The following is a 23,935-nucleotide window of genomic DNA, read 5'->3' on the forward strand; positions in this document are numbered from 1 at the left end:
TCTATGAGATTCCTGGGTAAATTTATTCCTCTAGTTGCTGCATTGCTTGTAGTTATTAGTAATGTATTTGCAGCACCGGAATTCCTCCCTCCTGAAAAAGCATTTCAGGCTGAAGCGACATGGGTAGCCAATACAAATGATGTCGAGATAGAGATTTTCCCAGCCAAGGGTTACTACATCTATCAGGAATCCCTCCATCTCAAGATGGGTTCAGAGCCCAATAAATTAGGACTTGTAAAGACATCGCTCCCCACTGGGATTGAAAAGTTTGATGAGACTTTTCAAAAGAAAATGCAAGTTTACAAACAAGCATTTCTTATTACCTTGGATAAAAAAGCTGAAATAGGAAAGCCTCTCTACCTGGAGTTAGAATTACAAGGATGCGCTGAAGCTGGGATTTGTTATCCGCCAATGATCCTGAAATTTTTACTTTCAGGCCCCGGAGTAAAGGCTCGGCCGATACCCGAAGTATCGGATGGAGATAAGGCAAGCAAGGATTCAAAAACAGCATTGAGCTTGATGGACGTTTGGCGTGAGCGTGATGATGTTAATGTCATTAGTCGTTTTTTAGAGAGCACGCCCACAGCATATCTATTCTTGGCATTCTTCATTTTGGGCCTGGCATTAGCTTTTACGCCTTGCGTTCTTCCCATGTTGCCAATTTTGTCGAGCATCGTGTTTGGAGCGCAGGGCAAGCAATCCATTACTAAGGGTCGTGCAAGCCTATTAGCGACCGCCTATGTACTTGGAATGGCTTGTGTCTATGCATTAGCGGGGGTCTTGATGGCTGCCTTAGGCGGCAGTGTTCAGAGAGCCTTACAAAGCCCTATAGCGCTCATCGCGTTTGCATTACTGCTGCTGGCCTTATCAGGGAGTCTATTCGGCCTATACGAGATCAGAATGCCCCAATCATGGCAGCAAAAAATAGATCAATTAGCAGGACGTCACAAGGGGGGCAGCTTTGCAGGTGCCTTTGCTTTGGGCGGAATCTCCACATTAGTTGCTAGCCCTTGCATTACAGCCCCGTTGGCTGGAGTCCTTGCATTTATTGCTCAAACAGGCTCAATGAGCCTGGGGGCAGGACTTCTTTTTGTTATGGCTTTAGGCATGGGATTGCCACTTCTGTTTATTGCCATTGAGGCTCGCATCTTGATTCCATCAACTGGAATTTGGATGGTTTGGTTACAAAGAACATTAGGTGTTTTATTGGTCGCAACTGCTGCCTGGATCGCTTCCCCCTTATTGCAAAGTAGTAGTGGTGAGGCGGGCAAGACAATGGTCAATGGTCAGCGCCAACATCAGATCGGAAAAGCTAGTTTTGTCGTAATTGACTATAGTGCACAGTTAGACCAATTTTTATCCCAAGCAAAAGAACAAAAGAAACTAGTACTTTTGGATTTTTATGCAGACTGGTGTATTTCTTGCAAGGAGATGGAGGTCAGCACGTTTGCAAATCCCGAAGTAAATCAAGAGTTGCAGAAATTTATTTTGATACAAGCTGATGTGACAAAAAACAATTCTGAGCATCAGGCTTTATTGAAACGCTTTGGATTATTCGGGCCACCTGGAATTTTGATCTTTGATCTCAACTCAGAAGAGTTAAAAGATCAAAGGGTAATTGGATACATGCCACCACAACGTTTTGTTGAGCGCTTGAAAAAAGTACTAGGAAATTAAATCACCTAAAACTGAATCAGTGCAGATTATTTGCCTGCTTTGATTAAGCGCGCGGCTTCGAGTGCAAAGTAAGTCAAGATGCCATCGGCACCAGCACGCTTAAATGCGAGCAAGGATTCCATCATCACCGCATCGTGATCAAGCCAGCCATTTTGTGCGGCAGCTTTGAGCATGGCGTACTCACCACTCACTTGATAGGCATAAGTGGGGTAGTTAAATTCATCGCGTACCCTGCGAACAATGTCTAGGTAAGGCATGCCAGGCTTGACCATCACCATATCAGCACCTTCACTAATATCGAGCGCAACCTCCCGCAAAGCCTCGTTTGTATTGGCACAATCCATTTGGTAGGTTTTCTTATCGGCTTTACCTAAGTTTTTTGCTGAGCCCACTGCATCACGAAATGGACCATAAAAAGCCGAGGCATATTTAGCGGAGTAAGCCATGATACGAGTATGAATCAGATTCTTTTGCTCTAAGGCTTCACGAATTTTTCCGATACGACCATCCATCATGTCTGATGGCGCAACAATATCAACACCAGCTTGTGCTTGAGCAACAGCTTGTTGCACTAAAATTGCCGTAGTCTCATCATTCAGAATTCGACCCTGATCATCCAAGACGCCATCTTGACCATGGCTTGTGTACGGGTCAAGTGCTACATCGGTCATGATGCCTAAATTAGGAAAGCGTTTCTTGAGCTCGCGCACTGCGTTTGGAACTAAGCCATTTGGATTAAACGATTCTTTGCCGTCAGGTGTTTTGAGAGATGCATCAATCACCGGAAAGATTGCCAACACGGGAATACCTAAGGAGACACATTCCTCAGCAACGCTAAAAAGTAAATCGAGTGATACGCGATTAACCCCAGGCATAGAAGCAACGGCTTGAGATTGATTTGTACCCTCGAGTAAAAATACTGGATAAATTAGGTCGCTTGCACTGAGTTTATTTTCTTGCATCAAGCGACGTGACCAATCATCGCGCCGCATACGACGAGGGCGATGAGCCGGAAAGCTCAATGTAGAGTTAGCTTGTGATTTCATCTTCTTGAGTCTCCGCTGCAAATAACCATTGAATAACAATATTGTCGGCCTCTTCAAGACCAATACGCTTGGTGCTTGAGAATAATTGTGCCGTAAGTTTCTTGGAATCACCATGACCATCAGGTAGCGCTGGATCGTATTGTTGTAATTGTTTGCGTACCGCTTCTAAGGCATGCTTACACTCGCTTTTATTGAGCTTGTCGCACTTACTGAGCAAAATATGAATGGGTTTGCCGGTTGGGACGAACCACTGAATCATTTGCTCGTCTAGTTCGGTAATGCCGCGCCTAGAGTCCACAATCAGCACCATACCTACCAGTTGCTCCCGCTCTTGCAGGTAATCGCTGAGAAGGGCATTCCAGTGGTACTTGGTCTCATGATTGACGGCGGCATAGCCATAGCCAGGCAAATCCACCAAATAGGCTAAGAGATCGTCTTTTGCAAAAAGGCCAAAATAGTTAATGTGCTGGGTGCGCCCAGGCGTTTTACTAGCAAAAGCAAGGCGTTTTTGGTTGCAAAGTACATTAATTGCGCTAGATTTACCCGCATTGGAGCGCCCAGCAAAAGCGACTTCTCGGAGCGGAGTGGCAGGCAGGCAATGGGTGTCATTGACTGTGGTCGCAAAGCGGGCTTGAAAGAGTTTAGACATGTCCAGAAGCTATTGTAAAATCACGCAAAATCAATAAATATCTCATAATGTTGGGTGAAAGTTGTAAAAAGAAGGGCCCAAACATTTTTAAGAATTTTTGCCAAGGTAAACATAATGCGTCAAACCCCCCAAATCTCCAAATTAACTAGCTTACGTGCTGGCTTTGCAGTTCTGTCTATTTTCGCTCTAAGCGGTCTTGCGCCACTAGCTATTGCCGCTGATCCAGCACCCATGGCTCCAGCTACAGAGGCAAAGGCTGTTGCTCCAGCCAAGCCAAAAGTGGATGTCGCTGCTGGTGAAGCACTCTATAACGCTGGCGATGCAACTCGCGGAGTTGTTGCCTGTATTACATGCCATGGTCCTAAAGGCCAGAGTGCTGTAGCTACTTGGCCCAAGTTATCTGCCCAACATGCTGCATACACAGCAAAACAGTTGAAGAACTTTAAAGAAGGCACTAGAGCCAATGCCATCATGATGGGCATGTCTATGCCTTTAAATGAGCAAGATATGATTAATATTGGCACTTTCCTTTCTCAGCAGGCTCCATCTCAGGGTGTTGCCCAAAGCAAAGATACTCTTACATTAGGTAAGAGTATTTATGGTGGCGGTATTGCATCGAAAGGTGTTCCAGCCTGCGCTGGCTGCCATAGCCCTAATGGTGCAGGTATCCCTGCGCAATATCCGCGCCAAGGTGGGCAGTGGGCTGAATATTCCTACAATCAGTTAGTCAATTTCCGTGAAGGCACTCGTAAAAATAGCACTCAGATGACATCAATTGCTACGAAACTTTCCGATCAAGAGATGAAAGCCGTTGCTGATTACATGGCAGGTTTGCATTAATCCTTGCTTCAGTACAAAACAAAAACCCCGCTGATGTAGCGGGGTTTTTTATTACCTAGAATATACCAAGAGAAGTAAATTCAATAGCAGTATTAATTTGGCAAGGTGGTTTCACTAGCAAAGAGATTGGCAATGTTTTCTCGTTTACGAATGACATAAGCATTCTTACCGTCAACCATGATCTCTGCGGGTTTTGGTCTGGTGTTGTAATTAGATGCCATCACAAAGCCATAGGCACCAGCAGATAGGATAGCAAGCAGATCACCCTCTTCAACCGCAAGCTGACGATCTCTTCCAAGCCAGTCACCAGATTCACATACGGGGCCGACGACGTCATAAGTCGAACTTGTAACTTGCTTAGTTTGTACTGGAACGATCCCGTGATAAGCCTCGTAGAGCGCTGGGCGCATCAGCTCCGTCATTGCTGCGTCCACAATACAAAAGTTCTTCTCAGCTCCAGGCTTGAGGTATTCCACTTGGGTCAAGAGCACACCAGCATTACCCACTAAGGATCTGCCAGGCTCTAAGACTATATCGAGATGCCCAAAACCACGTTCAGCAACACGATTGAGTAGGGTGTTAGTGAACTCAGTAATATCAGGCGGGTTGTCATCGCCATAAGAAATACCAAGACCTCCGCCTAAATCAAGATGGTGGATCTCAATACCTTCTTTTTTCAATTGAGTCACTAGCTCGAGCACTTTATCAAGCGCATCAAGATAGGGTGCCGTGTTGGTAATTTGTGAGCCAATATGGCAATCAATTCCAACCACATCAATTTGTGACAGTAATGCAGCTTCACGATATGTTTTTAAAACCTCGTGATAAGCGATACCAAATTTATTGCCTTTTAATCCAGTAGAAATATAAGGATGCGTTTGCGCATCTACATCGGGATTCACGCGCAAAGAAACTGGGGCGCGGCAATTAAGCTTAGTGGCAACCCGATTAATTTGGTGGAGCTCTGCAATCGACTCTACGTTGATACACTTAACGCCAGCTTTCAAGGCTTGCGCAATTTCATGAGCAGATTTACCAACACCTGCAAACACTAAACTTTTTGGATCTGCGCCAACAGCAAGGGCGCGCGCTAATTCACCGCCGCTGACTAAGTCAAAGCCAGAGCCTAATTTTTTAAAGCAATCAATTACCGCTAAGTTGCTATTCGCCTTCATCGCATAGTGAACGCGAGCCCGTCTTTTTCCAGAGGAGTCTACGCAAGCTTTGTCGTAGGCCTGATAAGCCTCAGTTAATGCTTTTTTGCTGTACACATAAAGTGGAGTACCAAATTCTTTTGCCAAATCTAACAAAGGGATCTCCTCTGCATACCAAGCACCATTTCGCTCTGTAAATCCAGCTAAGTCGGGGAGTGGAATCGCTTTACTTGTCATTGCTTGGCCGGTGATGGATTAGTTGTAACAGGGCTTTGGGGTGGATAGAGCTTGCCCTTAGGTTCTGGCTCAGCAGGAGGGCTAGGTGCTGGCGGCACATTTGGTAAATATAAGGGCCCTCTAACCCCACATCCAACAAGGGATATTAGAAGGCTAATGCCAAGTGTTCTTTTAAGAATCGCTATCATGAATGTCTCTAAAACGAATGATTGAATATAGCATGCAGGACTCTAATATGAAGCCAAGCAATTTAACTGTAGAAACGATTGACGATAAGCAATTTCATCAGTTGGGTAGTAATTTATTGGAGTCGATAGAAGTAGCCCTAGAAGCTTCAGACGATGCGCTAGACCTCGATCTGGATGTAGAGCGCCAGGGTGGAAACGTAATCAATATCCGGTTCAGGGATCGTAGCGTAATAGTAGTCAATACCCAGCCCCCTCTTCACGAGATTTGGGTAGCGGCTAAATCTGGCGGTTATCACTACCGTTGGTCGGGTACTTTAGCCTCCCCACTGTGGCTGGATACCAAAACTGGGCGCGAGATACTAGGCGATTTATCAGAATTTGCTAGTGCTCAAGCAGGCCAAACGATCACTATTGCCCTGCTTCAGAAATAAGCAAACCAGGAATTAAGCTGCCCCGGTCGCTGTTAGGGTTTCGATAACCTGAGCATCGGGAACGCTTTTAATTTGAGCTTTACCAATCTTTTCTAAAACGACGTAGCGGATTTGTCCGCCCTCAGTCTTTTTATCTACTTGCATTAATTCCATATAACGCTGTGCGCCAAACTTGGGTGGTGTAATCGGCAGATTCATGGAAAGAATGATTTGAGTGAGGCGGTTGGCCTCATCTTGAGTGATGAAATTCAGGCGTCTTGAGAGGTCTGCTCCCATGACCATGCCACAGCCAACAGCTTCACCATGCAACCACTCACCATATCCCATGCCCGCTTCGATTGCATGACCAAAGGTATGCCCAAAATTCAATGTGGCACGAATACCACCTTCTCTTTCATCGGCTGACACTACAGCTGATTTAATTTCGCAAGAGCGTAAGACCGCATGCGCCATTGCAGAGGTGTCGCAGGCTAGCAAAGCTTGTGCATTTACTTCAATCCAGCCCAAGAACTCAGCATCTGCTATAGCACCATGCTTAACCACTTCAGCTAGGCCTGCAGATAGTTCGCGTGCAGGTAATGTCTTCAAGGTATTGAGATCAGCAATCACTGCTACCGGCTGATGAAAGGCCCCGATCATATTTTTTCCGAGCGGATGGTTAATGCCCGTCTTGCCGCCAACAGAGGAGTCCACCTGGGCTAGCAAAGTTGTTGGGACTTGAATAAAGCGAATGCCGCGCATAAAGCTGGCAGCAGCAAAGCCAGTCATATCTCCAATGACGCCACCACCTAAAGCCACCAACATAGTTTGACGATCAGCGCCAAACTTGAGGAGGTCATCAAAAATTAACTGAAGATTTTTCCAGTCTTTATAAGACTCTCCGTCAGGCAAGACAATCGTTCTGACAGGCTTGCCTAGTTTCTCTAAAGTCTTGGTGAGACGCTCTGCATATAAAGGGGCAACAGTCGTATTAGTCACAATATAAATCGATGTTGATTTTTCACAGGCGCTAAATAATTCTGCTTGATCTATTAAATCCGTACCAATATGAATGGGGTAGCTACGATTGCCTAGATCAACTTCTAATGTTTTCATGGATAAATTTATACGGAGAGTTCGAGTTGCATGATTAAAGTATTGACTAGCTGATTGACGCTGGGTTTTCCAGTCTCAATAACGTAGTCAGAGATTTCGCGATACAAGGGATCACGAATAGAGTAGAGGTTTTCTAGAATCTTCTTTGCATCACCATTCCTAAGTAGTGGCCTACCTTCACCACCTTTAGTGCGATGCCAAAGCTCTATGGGATTGGCGTGGAGATAAATTACTGTTCCTCTTTCGCTGAGGAGCTGACGATTCTCAGGCAGGAGTACAGCGCCGCCACCAGTTGCCAAAATGACATCATGTTCGGCGGTGATATCTTTGATGGCCTGAGCCTCACGCTTGCGAAAGCCATCTTCACCTTCCATTTCGAATATGACGGGAATCTTGACTCCACAACGATCTTCAATCACATGATCAGCATCTAAAAAGCGGCGCCCCAATTTCTTAGCTAGCAATTTACCGACGGTCGACTTCCCAGCGCCCATGAGGCCAATGAGAAAGATATTGTTGGATGAAGAGTTCACCCTGTGATTTTATTAGTGTTTGTCTAGCACGGTGGGGGTTAAGAAGACTAATAGTTCAGTTTTATCTGCCAATTTGGATTTATGGCGAAATAAATGCCCGATCAATGGAATATCGCCTAGTAGTGGCACTTTGATCTCGTCATCACGTTCAGTGGTTTGAAAGATGCCCCCAATAATGGCCGTTCCCCCATTTTCAACGGTGACCTCAGAGCTGAGATTTTTGGTATCAATCGCATAGCCCTGTTCAGTTTTCATGCCAATGGTGTCTTTATTGATCCCCACCAACATGGAGATCTTTCCATCAGGATGAATCTTGGGTAAGACCTCGAGGCGTAAATTGGCTTTACGAAACTGCAATTTGCTCCCGCTCTGAGAGCTGACTTGGTAGGGTAGTTCAGTTCCCTGCTCAATCGTGGCCTTAACCTGATCGCCAGTCATGATGCGGGGGTTCGAGAGAATCTTGCCCTGCCCATCGGATTCTAGGGCCGAGAGCTCGATTTGTAATAGACGAGCCGCATTCTTAGAAACTAAGGTGGCAGCCAAAGTGGCTGGATTAAAGCCGGCTAAGCCGGTTCCTGCAAGGTCCAGGTTTGCACTTGCGCTTTGGTCTGGATGATTGCCAATGCCATTGGCTTGATATCCCAACTTCACGCCGAGTTCACGGGCGAAACGCTGATCAGCTTCGACGATTCGAGCCTCAATGAGGATCTGGCGAGGACTATTAATATGATCACCCCCAAAAGGGAGCGCAGCATCCTCCCGACGAAATTTTTGAAAACTTTGAATTTCTGCATGAGGACCAATCCAGTAAATATCGTCATTGCGGACAAGGCGCAATCCTCGGCTAGCCAGTATGGAATGGAGGGCAGTTTGCCAGGGGGTGTCCTTGAGGTCGACCGAGATTTTGCCCTGAATAGATTCACTGAGGAGGAAGTTGGTATTCCCCATTTTGGCCAAAACCTGCAAAAGTTCAGTCATTTCAATTTGGCTAAATTGAAGGCTAATGCGACTCTCTTTAAGAGTGCTTGGGGGACTCGTTTCAGGAAGATTACCTTGCGCTGAATTGAGCAAAAAAACCAGTATCAAGGGGAGCAAGGTGGCGCGGGATTTCTGTAAGTTCTTCAATAGAGTCACTCTGAGTTGGTGGATTTAAAGGTGATGGATTTACCTTTGGAATGAGTCAAGATGGCCAGCTCTTTTTCAGCTTGAGTCAGGCGCCATTCCCCTAAAGCTAGATCCCCCTTGCCCACCATCTTTGTAGACTTGCCGGTATGAAAAAAAGCCTGCTCCGCAGCCCCCATACGAGTGATGCCCAAATACCTCCAACGACGAAGCTCTCCTTCATGCGGGATGGCGGCAGGCTTGCTTTGAGTGGCCGGTATGGGTGGTTTTATCTCAATTGAGTGAATACTCACTTCTATTTCATCTATTACTTCATATAGATCTTCTCTCTCAGAGCGCCATTCGTTTTGAGAGGATTCCAACTCTTCTTTGAGGGCTAATAGTTGGCTTTGAAGTGTAATTATTTCTTGTTCAGCGCCATGCTTATTGGATTCAAAGTAAAAAAAGAAGCCGCCGGCACTGATCAACAGCATTCCTGCGGTTATCCAAATCGGGCTTAAATTGATTCCTCTCAGCTCAAACGATTTATTCGAAAAAGGGGACTTTGGGGTCTTGGCTTGGGGTGGTGTATCCATCCTGGGTGGAGGGCTAGTTTTACGAATTCCGTGGGGATCTGGAATGGCGGGGTCATCTCCCAACTCACTCAGTATGTCGTCAAAAGACTGGGGGGAAATGTGGCGTGGAGGCATGCCATATTGTTCGTCTCGGGGAGGAGAAAGGCCATCAGGGAAAGCAGAATTGAGCGTCAGAAAAGCACTAGGTGGGCATTGAAGGGAGAGGTTCGGCTCTGGAGGGCAAATTACGTAAGCACCCTATAATTTGAATATGGCACTACCCCCAAAAGACAAGCCACCTTTAAACCGGAGGTTTAACCGACAGCCTGATAGACGTCCCGGTCAGCAAAGAGCGGAGCGTTTCTCGCCCAATAAATCGGGAAGCAATCCCTTAATTAAGGCGATGCTAGTTATCGGCGTGTTCTTTGCAGTGATATTTACACTGATGCTAGGCTACGCTTTTTTAATAGCAAAGCCGAATTTGCCGAAGATCTCGGCATTGGTTGATTACAACCCCAAAACACCATTGCGCATTTATACGGCAGATAAAGTTCTGATTGGTGAGTTTGGGGAAGAGCGCCGTAAGGTAATTCCTTTAAACGAAATCCCAATGAGTATGCGAAATGCAGTGCTAGCTATCGAAGATGATCGCTTCTACTCTCATGGTGGAGTGGATTATGTGGGTATCCTGAGGGCAACCCTCACCAATTTACGCGGCAATCTTTCCCAAGGTGCCTCAACCATCACAATGCAGGTGGCGCGAAACTTCTTCCTCAGTAATGAGAAAACGTTCAGTCGGAAGATTTATGAGGTTCTCTTAGCTTGGGAAATTGAGTCTCAATTGAGCAAAGACAAGATTCTTGAGATTTATATGAATCAGATCTTTTTGGGGCAAAGAGCGTATGGATTTTCTAGTGCAGCTCAAATCTACTTTGGTAAAGAGCTCAAAGACATTACGATCGCTGAATCAGCGATGTTGGCCGGTTTACCAAAAGCTCCATCGGCTTATAACCCTGTGAGCAACTTCCGGCGCGCAAAAATTCGACAGGAATATATTTTGCAGCGCATGCGTGATTTATCGTACATTACTCCCGAACAATATCAAATCGCCATGGCTGAAGAGTTACATATCCGTGGCCTTGGTAATGAATTTAGTACTCGTGCAGACTTTCCTGCTGAGATGGTTCGCCAGCTCCTGATTACGCAATACGGCGAGGCAATCTATTCGCAGGGAATAGATGTATACACCACGATCTTGAAAGCAGACCAAGACGCCGCATATAAAGCAGTACGTCGTGGTATTTTTGAGTACGACTTACGTCATGCGTATCGTGGTCCCGAGGGGTTCATTGATTTGCCGGAGGATACGGTGAAGCGTCAACGTGTAATTGACGAAGCTTTATTGGCTTATCCGCAATTGGATGATTTACAGTCCGGCGTTGTGCTCGATATCAAGCCAAAAGAAATGCAGGTCATGATTGCTACTGGAGATACGATCACCATCAAAGGCGAGAGCATGAAGCTTGCCGCCGCTGCATTAACTGACAGTACTCAACCAAAAAAACGTTTGCGTCCTGGTGCGATCGTTAGGTTGCTCTCGGACGGAGGGGTTTGGAAGTTGGCACAGTTACCTCAAGTTGAAGCTGCCTTTGTTTCAATGAATGCCGAGACGGGTGCGATCCTCTCTTTAGTGGGTGGCTTTGATTTCCGTCGAAATAAATTTAATCACGTCACTCAGGCCCAACGCCAACCGGGCTCTTCTTTCAAGCCATTTATTTATGCCGCTGCGATTGAGAAAGGTTTTTCTCCAAGCACGATGGTCAATGATGCCCCGCTATCTATTGGTGGCTTGGAAACAGGTAGCCAAGCTTGGGAGCCAAAGAACTATGACGGGAAGTATGAAGGCATGATGCGTTTGCGTACTGCTTTAGCTAAATCAAAAAACTTGGTTTCAGTGCGATTGATTCGTGCCATTGGACCTTCATATGCTCAAGAATATATTCAGCGATTTGGGTTTGAAGCAGAAAAGCACCCACCTTATTTAACAATGGCTTTGGGCGCAGGCTCTGTTACACCTTTGCAAATGGCATCCGCTTACAGTGTTTTTGCTAATGGGGGCTATCGTGTAGATCCCTATTTAATTAATAAGATGACGGACTCAAAAGGTGCGGTGCTGTTTGAGGCCAAGCCTACTCATGCGCGCGAAGATGCGCCCCGGGTGCTAGATGCAAGAACTTCTTTTGTGATGGACAGTATGTTGCAAGAAGTTACGAAAACCGGCACTGCAGCTAGTGCAAGAGCGAAATTGGGTCGGAATGATATCGCTGGTAAAACAGGTACTACCAACGATTCGCACGATGCTTGGTTTGCGGGATATAACCCGAAGGTAGTGGCAATTGCTTGGATTGGCTTTGATAAGCCTGCAAGTTTAGGTGATCGTGAAACTGGTGGAGGCCTTGCTTTACCAATGTGGATTTCGTATATGGGTACCGCCTTGAGGGATGAGCCACAGCAAGCACGCGAAGTGCCTGCAGGCGTTACCCAGGTGGATGGCGATTGGTTTATCCCTGAGTTTTCTAATAATGGCGGTGTGCGCGAACTGCAGTAGTTCGTTTTTGTAATGGCAAGGCAAGCGCGCACCATTATTCCCGGTCAAGCAATGCATGTGATGGTCCGCGGCAATAATCGAGAAACACTTTTTTTTGGTGATGCAGATCGCCGCATCTATTTAGATTGGTTACGAGAGGCTGCCAAGCAATTTGGTAGTGCGGTACATGCATTCGCCTTGATGCCAAACCATGTACATCTCTTAATGACTCCCCAGAACATAGACTCGCTTGCAAAGACAATGCAATCGCTAGGTAGGCGTTATGCTCAGTATTTCAATCAACAGCAGCAACGGTCGGGAACAATCTGGGAGGGACGCTACCGCTCCTCTTTAATAGATCCTGATTATTTTTTACGCTGCCAACGCTTCATTGAGCTCAATCCCGTGAGATCTGGTTTTGAGTCAAGCACGCAGGCTTCCACTTGGACTAGTTTTACTTCCCATATTGGAGGCAATGCAGAGCCTTGGTTAGTTGATCACCAGCACTTTTGGAGCCTGGGTAATACTCCTTTTGAAAGGCAAATGAGATGGGCGGCATTCGTGAAAGAGGGTGCGCCTCACTGGGAAGATCAGCAAATTACCGAGGCTCTAGTGAGATCTAAGCCTTGGATCAGCGATAGTTACGCAAAAAAGCTGTTTAAAGACAATCCTGAGCAGGTATTAATACGGCGCCGTGGGCGACCTAAAAAATTAATTTCAGCTAATTCAATAGCTTAGAGTGTATTAAAGGTGTTTTACTCCTAGCCTTACCATCATCAAACTCTGACTATGTCCCTTTTATAGGGATTCATCTTTACTCGCCCTAATTTAAATGTGACAGAGTTATTTTATTTCTATTGCATCGATATGGGTATTCCCCTATATTAGATCCTCCAAAAGTAATCAGGCCCTTAGGGCAAGCGGAAATACCATGACTACACATATGAATACAGACCTTCGTCCAATCGCGCAGGGTCTTTACGATCCACAAAATGAGCATGACGCTTGCGGCGTCGGATTCGTTGCCCACATCAAGGGCAAGAAGTCACATGAGATCGTTGCTCAAGGATTACAAATTCTTGAGAACTTAGATCACCGGGGCGCTGTTGGTGCTGATCCGCTGATGGGCGATGGCGCAGGAATTTTGATCCAAGTGCCGGATACCTTGTATCGTGAAGAGATGGCAAAGCAGTGCATCGAGTTACCGCCATTTGGTGAATACGGCGTTGGCATGATTTTCCTGCCAAAAGAACAGGCATCACGTTTAGCTTGCGAACAAGAGTTGGAGCGCACAGTTCGCCTAGAGGGCCAAGTTGTTTTGGGCTGGAGGGATGTCCCGGTTGATGTGAAGTTACCGATGTCTCCAACAGTGCAAATGACAGAGCCATTTATCCGCCAAATTTTTATTGGCCGCGGCCGCGACATCATGACAACCGACGCACTTGAGCGTAAGTTGTATGTGATTCGTAAAACTGCAAGCCATGCAATTCAAGATTTACATCTGAAGCACGGTAAAGAATACTTTGTGGCATCGATGTCTGCACGGACCATTGTTTATAAGGGTTTGCTGTTGGCTAACCAGGTGGGTGCTTACTACAAAGATTTACAAGATTCACGTACAGTTTCTGCATTGGCTTTAGTGCATCAGCGTTTCTCTACCAATACTTTCCCAGCCTGGGAATTGGCTCACCCGTATCGCATGATTGCGCATAACGGTGAGATCAATACAGTTAAAGGCAACGTTAACTGGGTAAATGCAAGAGAGGGAGCAATCAGCTCTCCAGTGCTTGGCGATGATCTTAAAAAATTATGGCCACTCATTTATCCAGGTCAATCTGACACAGCCTGTTTTGACAACTGTTTAGAGTTATTGGTCATGTCAGGTTATCCATTGGCGCAAGCCATGATGATGATGATTCCAGAAGCATGGGAACAGCACGCTTTGATGGATGAAAACCGTCGCGCATTCTATGAGTATCACGCCGCAATGATGGAGCCATGGGATGGCCCAGCAGCCATGGCCTTTACAGATGGTCGTCAAATTGGCGCTACCTTAGACCGCAATGGTTTACGTCCAGCGCGTTATTACGTAACAGATGATGACTTAGTCATCATGGGCTCTGAGGCTGGTGTTCTGCCAATTCCAGAGAGCAAAATTGTTCAAAAATGGCGCTTACAACCGGGCAAGATGTTCATGATTGATATGGAGCAGGGCCGCATTATTGATGACGTCGAATTGAAAGATGCCGTCTCTAAAGCTAAGCCATATAAGAGTTGGATCGATGCCGTACGTGTGAAGCTAGATGAAGTCGATGCTAGCAAGGCAGACTTAGTAGATGAGAAAAATACTATTCGACCTGCTGCAAAATTATTAGATCGTCAACAAGCTTTTGGATATACCCAAGAGGACATCAAGTACCTCATGGCCCCAATGGCAATGAATGGTGAAGAGGCAATTGGATCGATGGGTAACGATAGCCCACTAGCCGTTCTCTCCAATAAAAACAAGCCACTCTATAACTACTTCAAGCAATTGTTTGCACAGGTCACCAATCCGCCGATTGACTCTATCCGTGAAAACATGGTGATGTCTTTGGTGTCTTTCATTGGACCTAAGCCGAATTTGTTGGATACAAACAATATCAACCCACCAATGCGTTTGGAAGTGAATCAGCCGATTTTAGATTTCAACGATATGACCAAGATTCGTCATATCGGTCACTACACCAACGGTAAGTTCCGTTCATATGAGTTGGATATTTGTTATCCAGCATCCTGGGGCAAGGATGGCATTGAGGCTCGCTTAGCATCCCTGTGTGCGGAAGCTGCCGATGCCGTACGCTCTGGTTACAACATCTTGATCGTGAGCGATCGCCAGGTTGATGAGCAGCATGTGGCTATTCCGGCATTGTTGGCAACTTCAGCGATTCATCAACATTTGGTTGAAAAAGGTTTGCGTACTAGCGTTGGCCTCGTAGTTGAAACCGGTAGCGCACGTGAGACACATCACTTCGCACTCTTGGCTGGCTATGGAGCTGAAGCAGTTCATCCCTATTTGGCAATGGAAACTTTGGCTGAGATGGCTAAAGGTTTATCTGGCGATTTGTCAGCAGAAAAAGCAGTCAAGAATTTTGTGAAAGCGGTTGGTAAGGGCTTGCAAAAAGTGATGTCCAAAATGGGTATCTCTACTTACATGTCTTACACCGGCTCCCAGATTTTTGAAGCAATTGGCTTGAATAAGGATGTGATTGATCATTACTTCAAAGGCACCCCATCCAACGTGGGCGGCATCGGTGTATTTGAAGTAGCTGAAGAAGCTTTGCGTATGCATCAGTCCGCATTTGGTAATGATCCTGTTTTGACTAATATGCTTGAGGCTGGCGGTGAGTATGCTTTCCGTATCCGCGGTGAGGACCATATGTGGACTCCAGATACGATTGCGAAGTTACAGCACTCTACCCGTGCTGGTATCGATAAGGGCTATCAAACTTATAAAGAGTATGCCAATCTGATCAATGACCAAACCAAGCGTCAGATGACCTTGCGTGGTTTGTTTGAGTTCAAGATCGATCCAGTTAAAGCAATTCCATTGGATGAAGTTGAGTCCGCAAAGGAAATCGTCAAGCGTTTTGCAACGGGCGCGATGTCCTTAGGCTCTATTTCTACTGAAGCGCACGCTACTTTAGCGATTGCCATGAACCGAATTGGCGGCAAATCTAATACGGGTGAGGGCGGTGAAGATCCAAACCGTTATGTGAATGAACTTAAAGGTATTCCAATTAAGAAGGGTGAAACCTTAGCGAGCATTTTGGGTAATGACGTTGTTGAAGCAAACATTCCTTTGCTTGATGGCGATTCATTACGCTCCAGAATTAAGCAGGTTGCTTCCGGTCGTTTTGGAGTTACTACTGAATATCTGCGCTCTGCCGATCAGATTCAGATCAAGATGGCCCAAGGCGCTAAGCCTGGTGAAGGCGGTCAATTGCCGGGCGGTAAGGTTTCCGATTACATCGGTAAGCTGCGCTTCTCCGTACCAGGCGTTGGTTTGATTTCTCCTCCCCCACATCACGATATTTACTCCATTGAGGATATCGCTCAGTTGATTCATGATCTGAAGAACGTGAACCCTGAGGCTGATGTATCTGTGAAGTTGGTTTCTGAAGTGGGTGTTGGCACGATTGCAGCCGGTGTTGCCAAAGCGAAAGCCGATCACGTCGTGATCGCTGGACATGATGGCGGTACCGGTGCATCACCACTATCCTCTATTAAGCACGCCGGTTCCCCATGGGAATTAGGTTTGGCTGAAACTCAACAAACATTGGTGCTTAATGGTTTGCGTAGCCGTATTCGTGTGCAAGCTGATGGCCAAATGAAAACCGGTCGTGATGTCGTGATCGGTGCTTTATTGGGCGCAGATGAGTTTGGTTTTGCAACAGCACCATTGGTTGTTGAAGGTTGCATCATGATGCGTAAGTGTCATTTGAATACCTGCCCAGTTGGTGTTGCTACACAAGATCCTGAATTGCGCAAAAAGTTCTCTGGTAAGCCAGAGCACGTTGTGAACTTCTTCTTCTTTATTGCTGAAGAAGTGCGCGAGATCATGGCTCAAATCGGTATTCGTAAGTTTGATGATTTGATTGGTCGTGTTGATCTTTTGGATACGCGTAAGGGTATTGAGAACTGGAAAGTTCATGGCTTGGATTTCAGTAAGATTTTTGCTGAACCTAATGTTCCTAAAGATACTCCCCGCTACCAGATCCTGACTCAAGAGCATGGCTTAGGTAGTGCTTTGGATAATATTCTGATTGAGAAGAGTGAGCCGGCATTACAAGGTGGCGAGAAAGTCTCCTTCATTGTTCCCGTCAAGAACGTAAATCGTACTGTTGGTGCAATGCTCTCCGGGGAGATTGCTCAGCGTTATGGTCATGCTGGTTTACCGGATGACACTATTCATATTCAATTGAATGGCACTGCTGGTCAAAGTTTCGCTGCCTTCTTGGCACGCGGCATCACCTTAGATTTAGTTGGTGACGGTAATGACTATGTTGGTAAAGGTTTATCTGGTGGACGTGTAATTGTGCGCGCGCCACATGAGTTCCGTGGCGATACAGCAAAGAATATTATTGTTGGTAATACCGTTCTTTACGGTGCAATCGGTGGTGAAGCATTCTTTAACGGTGTGGCTGGTGAGCGTTTTGCAGTTCGTAACTCTGGTGCCACAACGGTTGTTGAAGGTACTGGCGATCACGGTTGTGAATACATGACTGGCGGCACTGTAGTGGTCTTGGGCGCGACTGGCCGTAACTTTGCAGCAGGTATGAGTGGCGGTATTGCTTATGTCTACGACGAAGATAGCCTTTTTGAAAAGCGTTGCAATACCAGCATGGCAACTTTAGAAAAAGTATTGCCTTCTGCTGAGCAGATTGCCCAGATGCCTCAGTCACAGTGGCATGCCCCTATTGATGTTAAAGATGGTGGCGAGCGCATGACTGATGAGCAAATTCTGAAGGGCTTGATCGAGCGTCATTTCCGTCACACTGGTTCTGAGCGCGCTAAAGCACTCTTAGCTGATTGGGATAAGGCCCGTAGTCGCTTTGTGAAGGTACTTCCTACTGAGTACAAACGTGCTTTAGGTGAGCTGTGGGAAAAAGCACAAAACAAAACTGTAACTGTCTAAGTTACCAATAAGCTACTTAATTAATAAAGACATTAAGAAAAGATACTAAGGATTCGATATGGGTAAAGTTACTGGATTTATGGAGTTTGAGCGCGTAGATGAAACCTACGAAGCTCCCGTTAAGCGCCTGCATCATTACAAAGAGTTTGTTGCAGCACTGACAGATGAGGAAGCTAAAGTGCAAGGTGCACGTTGCATGGACTGCGGTATTCCATTTTGCAATAACGGCTGCCCAGTTAATAACATCATTCCGGACTTCAATGATTTGGTATTTCATGATGACTGGAAGAATGCATTAGATGTTTTGCAATCCACCAATAACTTCCCTGAGTTCACTGGCCGTATTTGTCCAGCACCTTGTGAGGCTGCGTGTACCTTAGGTATCAATAGTGATGCAGTTGGTATTAAGTCAATTGAACACGCCATTATTGATAAGGGCTGGGAAAATGGCTGGGTTAAGCCACAGCTACCTAAGACTAAAACGGGTAAAAAAGTTGCTGTTGTTGGTGGTGGGCCTGCTGGTATGGCGACTGCGCAGCAATTAGCGCGCGTCGGCCATGACGTCACCGTATTTGAAAAGAATGATCGTGTTGGCGGGTTGTTACGCTACGGCATTCCTGATTTCAAAATGGAAAAATGGCTGATTGATCGTCGTGTAGAGCAAATGCAAGCTGAAGGTGTCAAGTTTGAGACTGGCGTATTTGTAGGTAAAGAGGCGATTGGTGCTGAAGTAAAAAACTACTCCACAAAAACATTGTCACCTGATCAGTTGATGAAAGATTTTGACGCTGTTGTGATTAGTGGTGGATCAGAGCAGCCGCGTGACCTGCCAGTTCCTGGTCGTGAGTTGAGGGGCGTTCACTATGCCTTGGAATTCTTGATCCCCCAAAACAAAGAAAACGCAGGTGATTTCAAAAATGAAATTTCTGCAACGGGCAAGAATGTAGTAGTAATTGGTGGTGGTGATACTGGATCTGACTGTGTTGGAACTTCCAATCGTCATGGTGCCACTAAGGTGACTCAGTTTGAATTAATGTCACAGCCACCAGAAGTAGAGAACAAGCCTTTGGTGTGGCCATATTGGCCAACTAAGTTGCGTACATCCTCTTCGCATGAAGAGGGTTGTGAGCGTGACTGGTCTGTTGCGACTAAGCGTTTTGAAGGTAAAGACGGAAAATTAGAGAAATTAATCTGTGTGCGCCTGGAGTGGAAAGACGGCAAGATGACAGAAATGCCAAACTCTGAGTTTGAAATTAAGGCAGATTTAGTGTTCTTGGCCATGGGCTTTGTGTCTCCTGCAGCTCAGGTTCTGAATGCCTTTGGTGTTGAAAAAGACGCTCGTGGCAATGCAAAAGCCACGGTTGAAGGCCAAAATGCTTATCAAACTAACGTTCCTAAGGTATTTGCCGCTGGTGACATGCGTCGCGGACAGTCTTTGGTGGTTTGGGCGATTCGTGAAGGCCGTCAAGCTGCCCATGCAGTAGACGAGTATTTAATGGGGTCATCCGTTCTTCCCCGATAATATCGAGGATATGAACAGTGGCCACGCCAACTCGGTGGATGTGAAGCAAAAAACCTCTAGCGGTGGCCATGGCGAAGTTGTCGTTTCTATTAAGGACGTCAACTTTTCTTATGCCCCTGGAGAGCGGCAAATTTTATCGGGACTCAATATGGAGTTCCGTCGCGGCCAAGTAGTTGCCGTCATGGGCGGCTCTGGTTGTGGCAAGACTACTATTTTGAGACTCATTGGCGGTCAGTTCACCGCGCAGTCTGGTCAAGTTGTATTCGAAGGCCATGACATTGGCAAAATGAATGGCGCTGAATTAATGGCCGCTCGTCGTCGCATGGGCATGCTTTTTCAGTTCGGCGCACTCTTTACAGACCTTAGTGTTTTTGAAAACGTCGCCTTTCCTTTGCGTGAGCACACTAATTTAAGTGAAGAGTTATTACGTTCTTTAGTACTCATGAAACTCAATGCAGTTGGTCTGCGTGGTGCACGCGATTTGATGCCGGCGCAAATTTCTGGTGGTATGGCACGCCGTGTTGCTTTAGCAAGAGCGATTGCGCTTGATCCGCCCTTGATCATGTATGACGAGCCCTTTGCTGGCTTGGATCCGATTTCATTGGGGATTACTGCACGCTTGATTCGGGATTTGAATCAAGCTCTGGGTGCAACCAGTTTATTGGTTACACATGATGTAGAAGAAACTTTTGAAATTGCTGATTACGTGTATTTCATTGCCAATGGCCGCATTGGTGCTGAGGGAACGCCGGAAGAGTTAAGTCGCTCAACAGATCCTTTTGTGCGTCAGTTCTTAGATGCTTCGCCAGATGGCCCGGTACCGTTTCACTATCCAGGACAAAGTCTTGAAGAAGATTTTGGGGTGAGCCTTAAATGAGTATGCTGCGTAAAACTATGGATCTCTTCGGTGATCTTGGATTTTTCATGCGTCGAAACTTAACCAGTCTTGGGCTTGCTGCACGCATGTTTGCCGCAGTGATTTGGCGCTCTGGTTTTTTATTAAAGAGACCTCGTTTAGTTTCCGACCAAATTTTATTTTTGGGTAATTACTCGTTTGTAATTATTGCGGTATCTGGTTTGTTTGTTGGTTTTGTTTTGGGTTTGCAGGGTTACTACACACTAAACCGTTATGGCTCCGAACAGGCTCTCGGTTTATTGGTTGCGTTATCACTTACCCGGGAGCTGGGTCCAGTGATAACTGCGCTCTTATTCGCTGGCCGTGCTGGTACATCACTTACCGCTGAGATCGGCTTAATGAAGGCCGGTGAACAGCTCAGTGCTATGGAAATGATGGCGGTAGATCCATTAAGCCGCGTGATCGCCCCACGACTATGGGCTGGGATTATTGCGATGCCGATTTTGGCGACGATCTTTACTGCTGTCGGCGTGATGGGTGGCTACTTTGTTGGGGTTCCCTTAATTGGGGTGGACTCCGGAGCCTTTTGGTCGCAGATGCAAGGCGGAGTGGATCTTTTCTCTGATATTGGCAATGGCTTAATTAAAAGCCTGGTATTTGGTGTAGCAGTGACTTTTATTGCTCTGTATCAGGGTTATGAGGCAAAGCCTACGCCTGAGGGGGTATCGCAGGCAACTACTAGAACTGTAGTGATCTCTTCATTATCGGTTTTAGCATTAGATTTTTTGCTCACCGCGATGATGTTCTCGAATTAGAAAGAATAAACTGGGACTCTTATGAGAAAAAGTGTAATTGATATTTGGGTCGGAATCTTTGTAGCCATTGGTTTGCTGGCTGCATTGTTTCTTGCATTAAAGGTTGGCAATATGAATGCTGTTTCATTTGCACCCACCTATAAAATTTCTGCGCGCTTTGACAATATCGGCGGACTGAAGCCACGTGCGCCAGTCAAAAGTGCGGGTGTAGTCGTTGGACGTATTGCGAATATCTCTTTTGATGACAAAACATACCAAGCAACTGTCACCATGACCATTGAGGATGCATATAAGTTTCCTAAAGATTCGTCTGCAAAGATTTTGACTTCAGGTTTATTGGGTGAGCAATACATCGGTCTTGAGGCCGGCGGCTCCGATGATATGTTGGCTGCTGGAGATAAGATCACTCAGACTCAGTCCGCAGTAGTGCTAGAGAATCTCATTAGCCAGTTCTTGTATAACAAGGCTGCCGATAGTGGCCAAGATAAGGGCGCAGCAAAATAATGTTCTTACTAGTAAAGCTCAAGCGCATAGTGTTACTGGGCTTAGTTGGGGCCATGGTGGGTTGTGCCTCCATCCCTGCCGGAGTAGCACCTTCTCCGCAGGATCCTTGGGAGCCGTTTAATCGTTCTGTTTTTGAATTCAATGAAGGCTTAGATGCCTATTTGCTCAAGCCAGTAGTGGCTGGCTATCGTTTTGTCTTGCCAGAGTTTGTGCGTGACGGTATTTATAACTTTTTTAGTAATTACAGCGATATCTACACTGCATTGCAGAATCTTTTGCAGGGTAAGCCAGACTATGCATTTAGTGATCTGATGAGGGTGGTAGTCAACACCACCTTTGGTTTAGGTGGCTTAATTGATATGGCAACTCCAGGGGGGCTGCCAAAGCATAAGGAAGATTGGGGTCAAACCTTCGGTGTTTGGGGTATTCCTTCGGGCCCTTATGTCGTTTTGCCGTTCTTTGGTCCGAGTAGCGTGCGCGATACTTTTGGTACGGCGGCGGATTTGGAGTCTGACTACCTATTTAGCTTTGTCAAAGATATTGGTCTGCGAAACAGTATTACTGGCTTGCGGGTGGTTAACGCACGTAATACCTACTATGAAGCAGGTGACTTATTAGATGGGGCTGCAATCGACAAGTACAGTTTCATGCGAGATGCCTATATTCAGCGACGTGAGTATCAGATCAATGAAGGGCGTGAGGACGAGGAGACATTAATGCCCCCTTATCAGAATCCCTATGAATAAAGGCGCTCAAGCCTAGTTTAGTTTCCTTAAGGGGCTAAAATGAGTTCTAATGACCAGCCATAATCGAGGACACATGAAAAGCCATCAAACTATTCAAAAATATTGCGCAGCATTGCTATCAGGCTTGTTTTTGTTTGCAGGCGGTGTTTTTGCTCAAGCGGTTGATCAGTCCACGCCAGATGGTCTGATTAAGACCGTGGTTTCTGATGTGATGGCTTCCGTTAAGTCTGATCCAGAAATTCAAAAAGGGAATATTCCACGCATCGTAGATTTAGTAGAAAAGAAAATTGTTCCTTACACCGACATGCGCCGAACTACTGAAATGGCGATGGGTCCAAACTGGAAAAAAGCGACTCCAGAACAACAGGCTCAATTAGTTTCTGAGTTTAAGAATTTACTGATTCGCACATACTCCGGTGCCCTAAGCCAACTGCGTGATCAAACAATTCAATTTAAGCCTTTGCGTGCAGCTCCAGACGACAAGGAGGTGGTTGTGAAGACTGTAGTCATCGGTCGCGGAGATCCAGTGCCGCTTGACTACCGCCTTGAAAAAACAGCCAATGGCTGGAGGGTTTACGACATGAACATCATGGGTGTTTGGCTGGTTGAGGCTTATCGCAATCAGTTTGCCAATCAAATCAGTCAGAATGGTGTTGAGGGGCTGGTGAAGTTCTTGCAGGATCGCAATAAACAGCTTGCTGCTGCCAAGCCGGCAAACTAAAGATCAGATCAAGCGAAGATAAATAACAAGATGCCATTTTTATTGCCAGCTTCAGTAACACAAGACAATGTATTGCAGTTAGAGAAAGATGGCCTCTTAAATCTTGCAACATTAAGAAATATTGACTGCAGCAATCTTAAGGATTTTGACTCTACCGTGCTAACAGTCTTATTAGCATGGCAGAAGAAATTGCAAGCCGATGGTCAGCAGATTGTTGTGCAAAATGCACCTGAAAAATTAATCGTATTAGCCGGCGTATATGGTGTTGCCCAGTTGCTAGGTTTGTCATAGTATGCACGCCGCAATATCAATTAAAAACGTATCCAAAAATTATGGCGCACTACAGGCGCTAGATGATGTTTCTTTATCCATCGAACCAGGTGAGTTCTTTGGCCTGTTGGGCCCCAATGGTGCAGGCAAGACAACACTCATATCGATATTGGCGGGTTTAGTTACTGCAGATGGCGGTCACGCTGCAATCATGGGGGCGGATGTTCAAAGTCAATTCCGTGATGCTCGCCGGATGCTGGGTGTCGTGCCGCAGGAGTTGGTATTCGACCCATTCTTTACTGTTAGAGAAACGCTGCAATTTCAGTCTGGTTATTTTGGTATCCGCAATAACGATGCGTGGATTGATGAGATCATGGCCAACTTAGATCTCACTGGTAAAGCGGATAGCAATATGCGCTCCTTATCTGGCGGCATGAAGCGCCGAGTATTGGTGGCGCAGGCCTTAGTTCATAGGCCGCCAGTCATTATCTTGGATGAGCCTACTGCTGGAGTTGACGTGGAGTTGCGCCAATCCCTTTGGCAATTTATTAGTCGTCTAAATCAAGATGGTCACACCATTGTTTTAACTACCCATTACCTTGAAGAGGCTGAGGCATTGTGTCAGCGCATTGCCATGCTCAAGCAAGGCAAGATTGTTGCTTTGGATACAACCTCGAATTTATTGAGTCAATACGGCTCAGTTAAAAAAGA

General features: G+C 46.1%; 21 protein-coding genes and 1 pseudogene. 14 read left to right on the forward strand and 8 right to left on the reverse strand.

From position 1 onward, the window contains the following. Positions 1 to 3 precede the first annotated feature (3 nt). A complete protein-coding gene (dsbD, locus tag FD977_RS00440; RefSeq protein ID WP_215305640.1) occupies positions 4 to 1,677 on the forward strand; it encodes a protein-disulfide reductase DsbD in 1,674 nt (557 codons plus the stop codon). A gap of 26 nt (positions 1,678 to 1,703) precedes the next feature. Here the strand turns inward: dsbD and hemB are convergent, their stop codons facing one another. Beyond that, the gene (gene hemB / locus FD977_RS00445) at positions 1,704 to 2,723 is read right to left on the reverse strand and encodes a porphobilinogen synthase (RefSeq protein WP_371743113.1); all 1,020 of its coding nucleotides are present in this window, start codon (positions 2,721 to 2,723) and stop codon (positions 1,704 to 1,706) included. Continuing rightward, positions 2,707 to 3,372 carry a ribosome biogenesis GTP-binding protein YihA/YsxC gene (gene yihA / locus FD977_RS00450; RefSeq protein WP_215305641.1) on the reverse strand — a complete coding sequence of 222 codons (666 nt, stop codon included), beginning with the start codon at positions 3,370 to 3,372 and terminating at the stop codon, positions 2,707 to 2,709. The genes hemB and yihA overlap by 17 nt, the downstream gene beginning before the upstream one ends. Positions 3,373 to 3,486: 114 nt before the next feature. Here yihA and FD977_RS00455 point away from each other — a divergent pair, with 114 nt between their 5' ends. Continuing rightward, positions 3,487 to 4,212, forward strand: a complete 726-nt coding sequence (locus FD977_RS00455; protein WP_215305642.1) for a cytochrome c — start codon at positions 3,487 to 3,489, stop codon at positions 4,210 to 4,212. 92 nt (positions 4,213 to 4,304) lie between these two features. On the opposite strand, the gene lysA is transcribed toward FD977_RS00455, so the two are convergent. Then, positions 4,305 to 5,603 carry a diaminopimelate decarboxylase gene (gene lysA, locus FD977_RS00460; protein WP_215305643.1) on the reverse strand — a complete coding sequence of 433 codons (1,299 nt, stop codon included), beginning with the start codon at positions 5,601 to 5,603 and terminating at the stop codon, positions 4,305 to 4,307. Further along, positions 5,600 to 5,791 (reverse strand): lipoprotein, encoded by a 192-nt coding sequence (locus FD977_RS00465; protein WP_215305644.1) that lies wholly within the window; start codon positions 5,789 to 5,791, stop codon positions 5,600 to 5,602. Before FD977_RS00465 ends, lysA begins: the two co-directional genes overlap by 4 nt. 47 nt (positions 5,792 to 5,838) lie before the next feature. Between FD977_RS00465 and cyaY the strand changes: the two genes are divergently transcribed. Then, positions 5,839 to 6,222, forward strand: a complete 384-nt coding sequence (cyaY, locus tag FD977_RS00470; RefSeq protein WP_215305645.1) for an iron donor protein CyaY — start codon at positions 5,839 to 5,841, stop codon at positions 6,220 to 6,222. 12 nt (positions 6,223 to 6,234) lie between these two features. Here the strand turns inward: cyaY and aroB are convergent, their stop codons facing one another. The 4 genes from aroB to FD977_RS00490 all read right to left on the reverse strand — a co-directional run bounded on the left by aroB (position 6,235) and on the right by FD977_RS00490 (position 9,661). Continuing rightward, positions 6,235 to 7,317: a 3-dehydroquinate synthase gene (gene aroB / locus FD977_RS00475; protein WP_215305646.1), complete on the reverse strand. Its 1,083-nt coding sequence runs from the start codon at positions 7,315 to 7,317 to the stop codon at positions 6,235 to 6,237. Between the two features lie 8 nt (positions 7,318 to 7,325). Then, a complete protein-coding gene (locus FD977_RS00480) occupies positions 7,326 to 7,850 on the reverse strand; it encodes a shikimate kinase (RefSeq protein ID WP_215305647.1) in 525 nt (174 codons plus the stop codon). Positions 7,851 to 7,862: 12 nt separating this feature from the next. After that, entirely contained in the window at positions 7,863 to 8,828 is a 966-nt protein-coding gene (locus FD977_RS00485) for a secretin and TonB N-terminal domain-containing protein (RefSeq protein ID WP_215305648.1), read from the reverse strand. A gap of 152 nt (positions 8,829 to 8,980) precedes the next feature. Beyond that, the gene (locus FD977_RS00490) at positions 8,981 to 9,661 is read right to left on the reverse strand and encodes a hypothetical protein (protein ID WP_215305649.1); all 681 of its coding nucleotides are present in this window, start codon (positions 9,659 to 9,661) and stop codon (positions 8,981 to 8,983) included. Between the two features lie 136 nt (positions 9,662 to 9,797). On the opposite strand from FD977_RS00490, the gene FD977_RS00495 reads away from it, so the two are divergent. From FD977_RS00495 to FD977_RS00545, 11 genes and pseudogenes are all read left to right on the forward strand, one after another. Continuing rightward, on the forward strand, positions 9,798 to 12,134 hold the full coding sequence (locus tag FD977_RS00495; protein WP_215305650.1) for a penicillin-binding protein 1A: 2,337 nt from the start codon (positions 9,798 to 9,800) through the stop codon (positions 12,132 to 12,134). A 12-nt stretch (positions 12,135 to 12,146) separates the two neighbouring features. Next, on the forward strand, positions 12,147 to 12,851 hold the full coding sequence (locus FD977_RS00500) for a transposase (protein ID WP_215305651.1): 705 nt from the start codon (positions 12,147 to 12,149) through the stop codon (positions 12,849 to 12,851). Between the two features lie 193 nt (positions 12,852 to 13,044). After that, the gene (locus FD977_RS00505) at positions 13,045 to 17,790 is read left to right on the forward strand and encodes a glutamate synthase-related protein (protein ID WP_215305652.1); all 4,746 of its coding nucleotides are present in this window, start codon (positions 13,045 to 13,047) and stop codon (positions 17,788 to 17,790) included. A 58-nt stretch (positions 17,791 to 17,848) separates the two neighbouring features. Then, positions 17,849 to 19,312, forward strand: a complete 1,464-nt coding sequence (locus tag FD977_RS00510; RefSeq protein WP_215305653.1) for a glutamate synthase subunit beta — start codon at positions 17,849 to 17,851, stop codon at positions 19,310 to 19,312. 10 nt (positions 19,313 to 19,322) lie between these two features. After that, the gene (locus tag FD977_RS00515) at positions 19,323 to 20,189 is read left to right on the forward strand and encodes an ABC transporter ATP-binding protein (RefSeq protein WP_251369500.1); all 867 of its coding nucleotides are present in this window, start codon (positions 19,323 to 19,325) and stop codon (positions 20,187 to 20,189) included. 17 nt (positions 20,190 to 20,206) lie between these two features. After that, positions 20,207 to 20,983: a lipid asymmetry maintenance ABC transporter permease subunit MlaE gene (gene mlaE / locus FD977_RS00520; RefSeq protein WP_215306986.1), complete on the forward strand. Its 777-nt coding sequence runs from the start codon at positions 20,207 to 20,209 to the stop codon at positions 20,981 to 20,983. Between the two features lie 21 nt (positions 20,984 to 21,004). After that, complete coding sequence (mlaD, locus tag FD977_RS00525; protein WP_215305654.1) at positions 21,005 to 21,487, forward strand: outer membrane lipid asymmetry maintenance protein MlaD; 483 nt, start codon at positions 21,005 to 21,007, stop codon at positions 21,485 to 21,487. After that, entirely contained in the window at positions 21,487 to 22,233 is a 747-nt protein-coding gene (locus FD977_RS00530) for a VacJ family lipoprotein (RefSeq protein ID WP_215305655.1), read from the forward strand. The genes mlaD and FD977_RS00530 overlap by 1 nt, the downstream gene beginning before the upstream one ends. A 73-nt stretch (positions 22,234 to 22,306) precedes the next feature. Beyond that, complete coding sequence (locus FD977_RS00535) at positions 22,307 to 22,954, forward strand: phospholipid-binding protein MlaC (protein ID WP_215305656.1); 648 nt, start codon at positions 22,307 to 22,309, stop codon at positions 22,952 to 22,954. Positions 22,955 to 22,984: 30 nt separating this feature from the next. Beyond that, positions 22,985 to 23,245, forward strand: a complete 261-nt coding sequence (locus tag FD977_RS00540; RefSeq protein ID WP_215305657.1) for a lipid asymmetry maintenance protein MlaB — start codon at positions 22,985 to 22,987, stop codon at positions 23,243 to 23,245. A gap of 1 nt (position 23,246) precedes the next feature. Then, positions 23,247 to 23,930, forward strand: a pseudogene (locus tag FD977_RS00545) (ABC transporter ATP-binding protein); the annotation flags it as partial. Positions 23,931 to 23,935 lie beyond the last annotated feature (5 nt).

This window comes from Polynucleobacter sp. AP-Elch-400A-B2 (genome assembly GCF_018688355.1).
Taxonomy (GTDB): domain Bacteria; phylum Pseudomonadota; class Gammaproteobacteria; order Burkholderiales; family Burkholderiaceae; genus Polynucleobacter.

Coding starts and splice junctions, on each gene's coding strand:
- mlaD (WP_215305654.1), top strand. CDS start 21,005: ATGAGAAAAAGTGTAATTGATATTTGGGTCGGAATCTTTGTAGCCATT.
- FD977_RS00535 (WP_215305656.1), top strand. CDS start 22,307: ATGAAAAGCCATCAAACTATTCAAAAATATTGCGCAGCATTGCTATCA.
- dsbD (WP_215305640.1), top strand. CDS start 4: ATGAGATTCCTGGGTAAATTTATTCCTCTAGTTGCTGCATTGCTTGTA.
- FD977_RS00455 (WP_215305642.1), top strand. CDS start 3,487: ATGCGTCAAACCCCCCAAATCTCCAAATTAACTAGCTTACGTGCTGGC.
- FD977_RS00540 (WP_215305657.1), top strand. CDS start 22,985: ATGCCATTTTTATTGCCAGCTTCAGTAACACAAGACAATGTATTGCAG.
- FD977_RS00505 (WP_215305652.1), top strand. CDS start 13,045: ATGACTACACATATGAATACAGACCTTCGTCCAATCGCGCAGGGTCTT.
- mlaE (WP_215306986.1), top strand. CDS start 20,207: ATGGATCTCTTCGGTGATCTTGGATTTTTCATGCGTCGAAACTTAACC.
- FD977_RS00485 (WP_215305648.1), bottom strand. CDS start 8,828: ATGACTGAACTTTTGCAGGTTTTGGCCAAAATGGGGAATACCAACTTC.
- aroB (WP_215305646.1), bottom strand. CDS start 7,317: ATGAAAACATTAGAAGTTGATCTAGGCAATCGTAGCTACCCCATTCAT.
- hemB (WP_371743113.1), bottom strand. CDS start 2,723: ATGAAATCACAAGCTAACTCTACATTGAGCTTTCCGGCTCATCGCCCT.
- FD977_RS00510 (WP_215305653.1), top strand. CDS start 17,849: ATGGGTAAAGTTACTGGATTTATGGAGTTTGAGCGCGTAGATGAAACC.
- cyaY (WP_215305645.1), top strand. CDS start 5,839: ATGAAGCCAAGCAATTTAACTGTAGAAACGATTGACGATAAGCAATTT.
- lysA (WP_215305643.1), bottom strand. CDS start 5,603: ATGACAAGTAAAGCGATTCCACTCCCCGACTTAGCTGGATTTACAGAG.
- FD977_RS00465 (WP_215305644.1), bottom strand. CDS start 5,791: ATGATAGCGATTCTTAAAAGAACACTTGGCATTAGCCTTCTAATATCC.
- FD977_RS00495 (WP_215305650.1), top strand. CDS start 9,798: ATGGCACTACCCCCAAAAGACAAGCCACCTTTAAACCGGAGGTTTAAC.
- FD977_RS00490 (WP_215305649.1), bottom strand. CDS start 9,661: ATGCCTCCACGCCACATTTCCCCCCAGTCTTTTGACGACATACTGAGT.
- FD977_RS00500 (WP_215305651.1), top strand. CDS start 12,147: ATGGCAAGGCAAGCGCGCACCATTATTCCCGGTCAAGCAATGCATGTG.
- yihA (WP_215305641.1), bottom strand. CDS start 3,372: ATGTCTAAACTCTTTCAAGCCCGCTTTGCGACCACAGTCAATGACACC.
- FD977_RS00515 (WP_251369500.1), top strand. CDS start 19,323: ATGAACAGTGGCCACGCCAACTCGGTGGATGTGAAGCAAAAAACCTCT.
- FD977_RS00530 (WP_215305655.1), top strand. CDS start 21,487: ATGTTCTTACTAGTAAAGCTCAAGCGCATAGTGTTACTGGGCTTAGTT.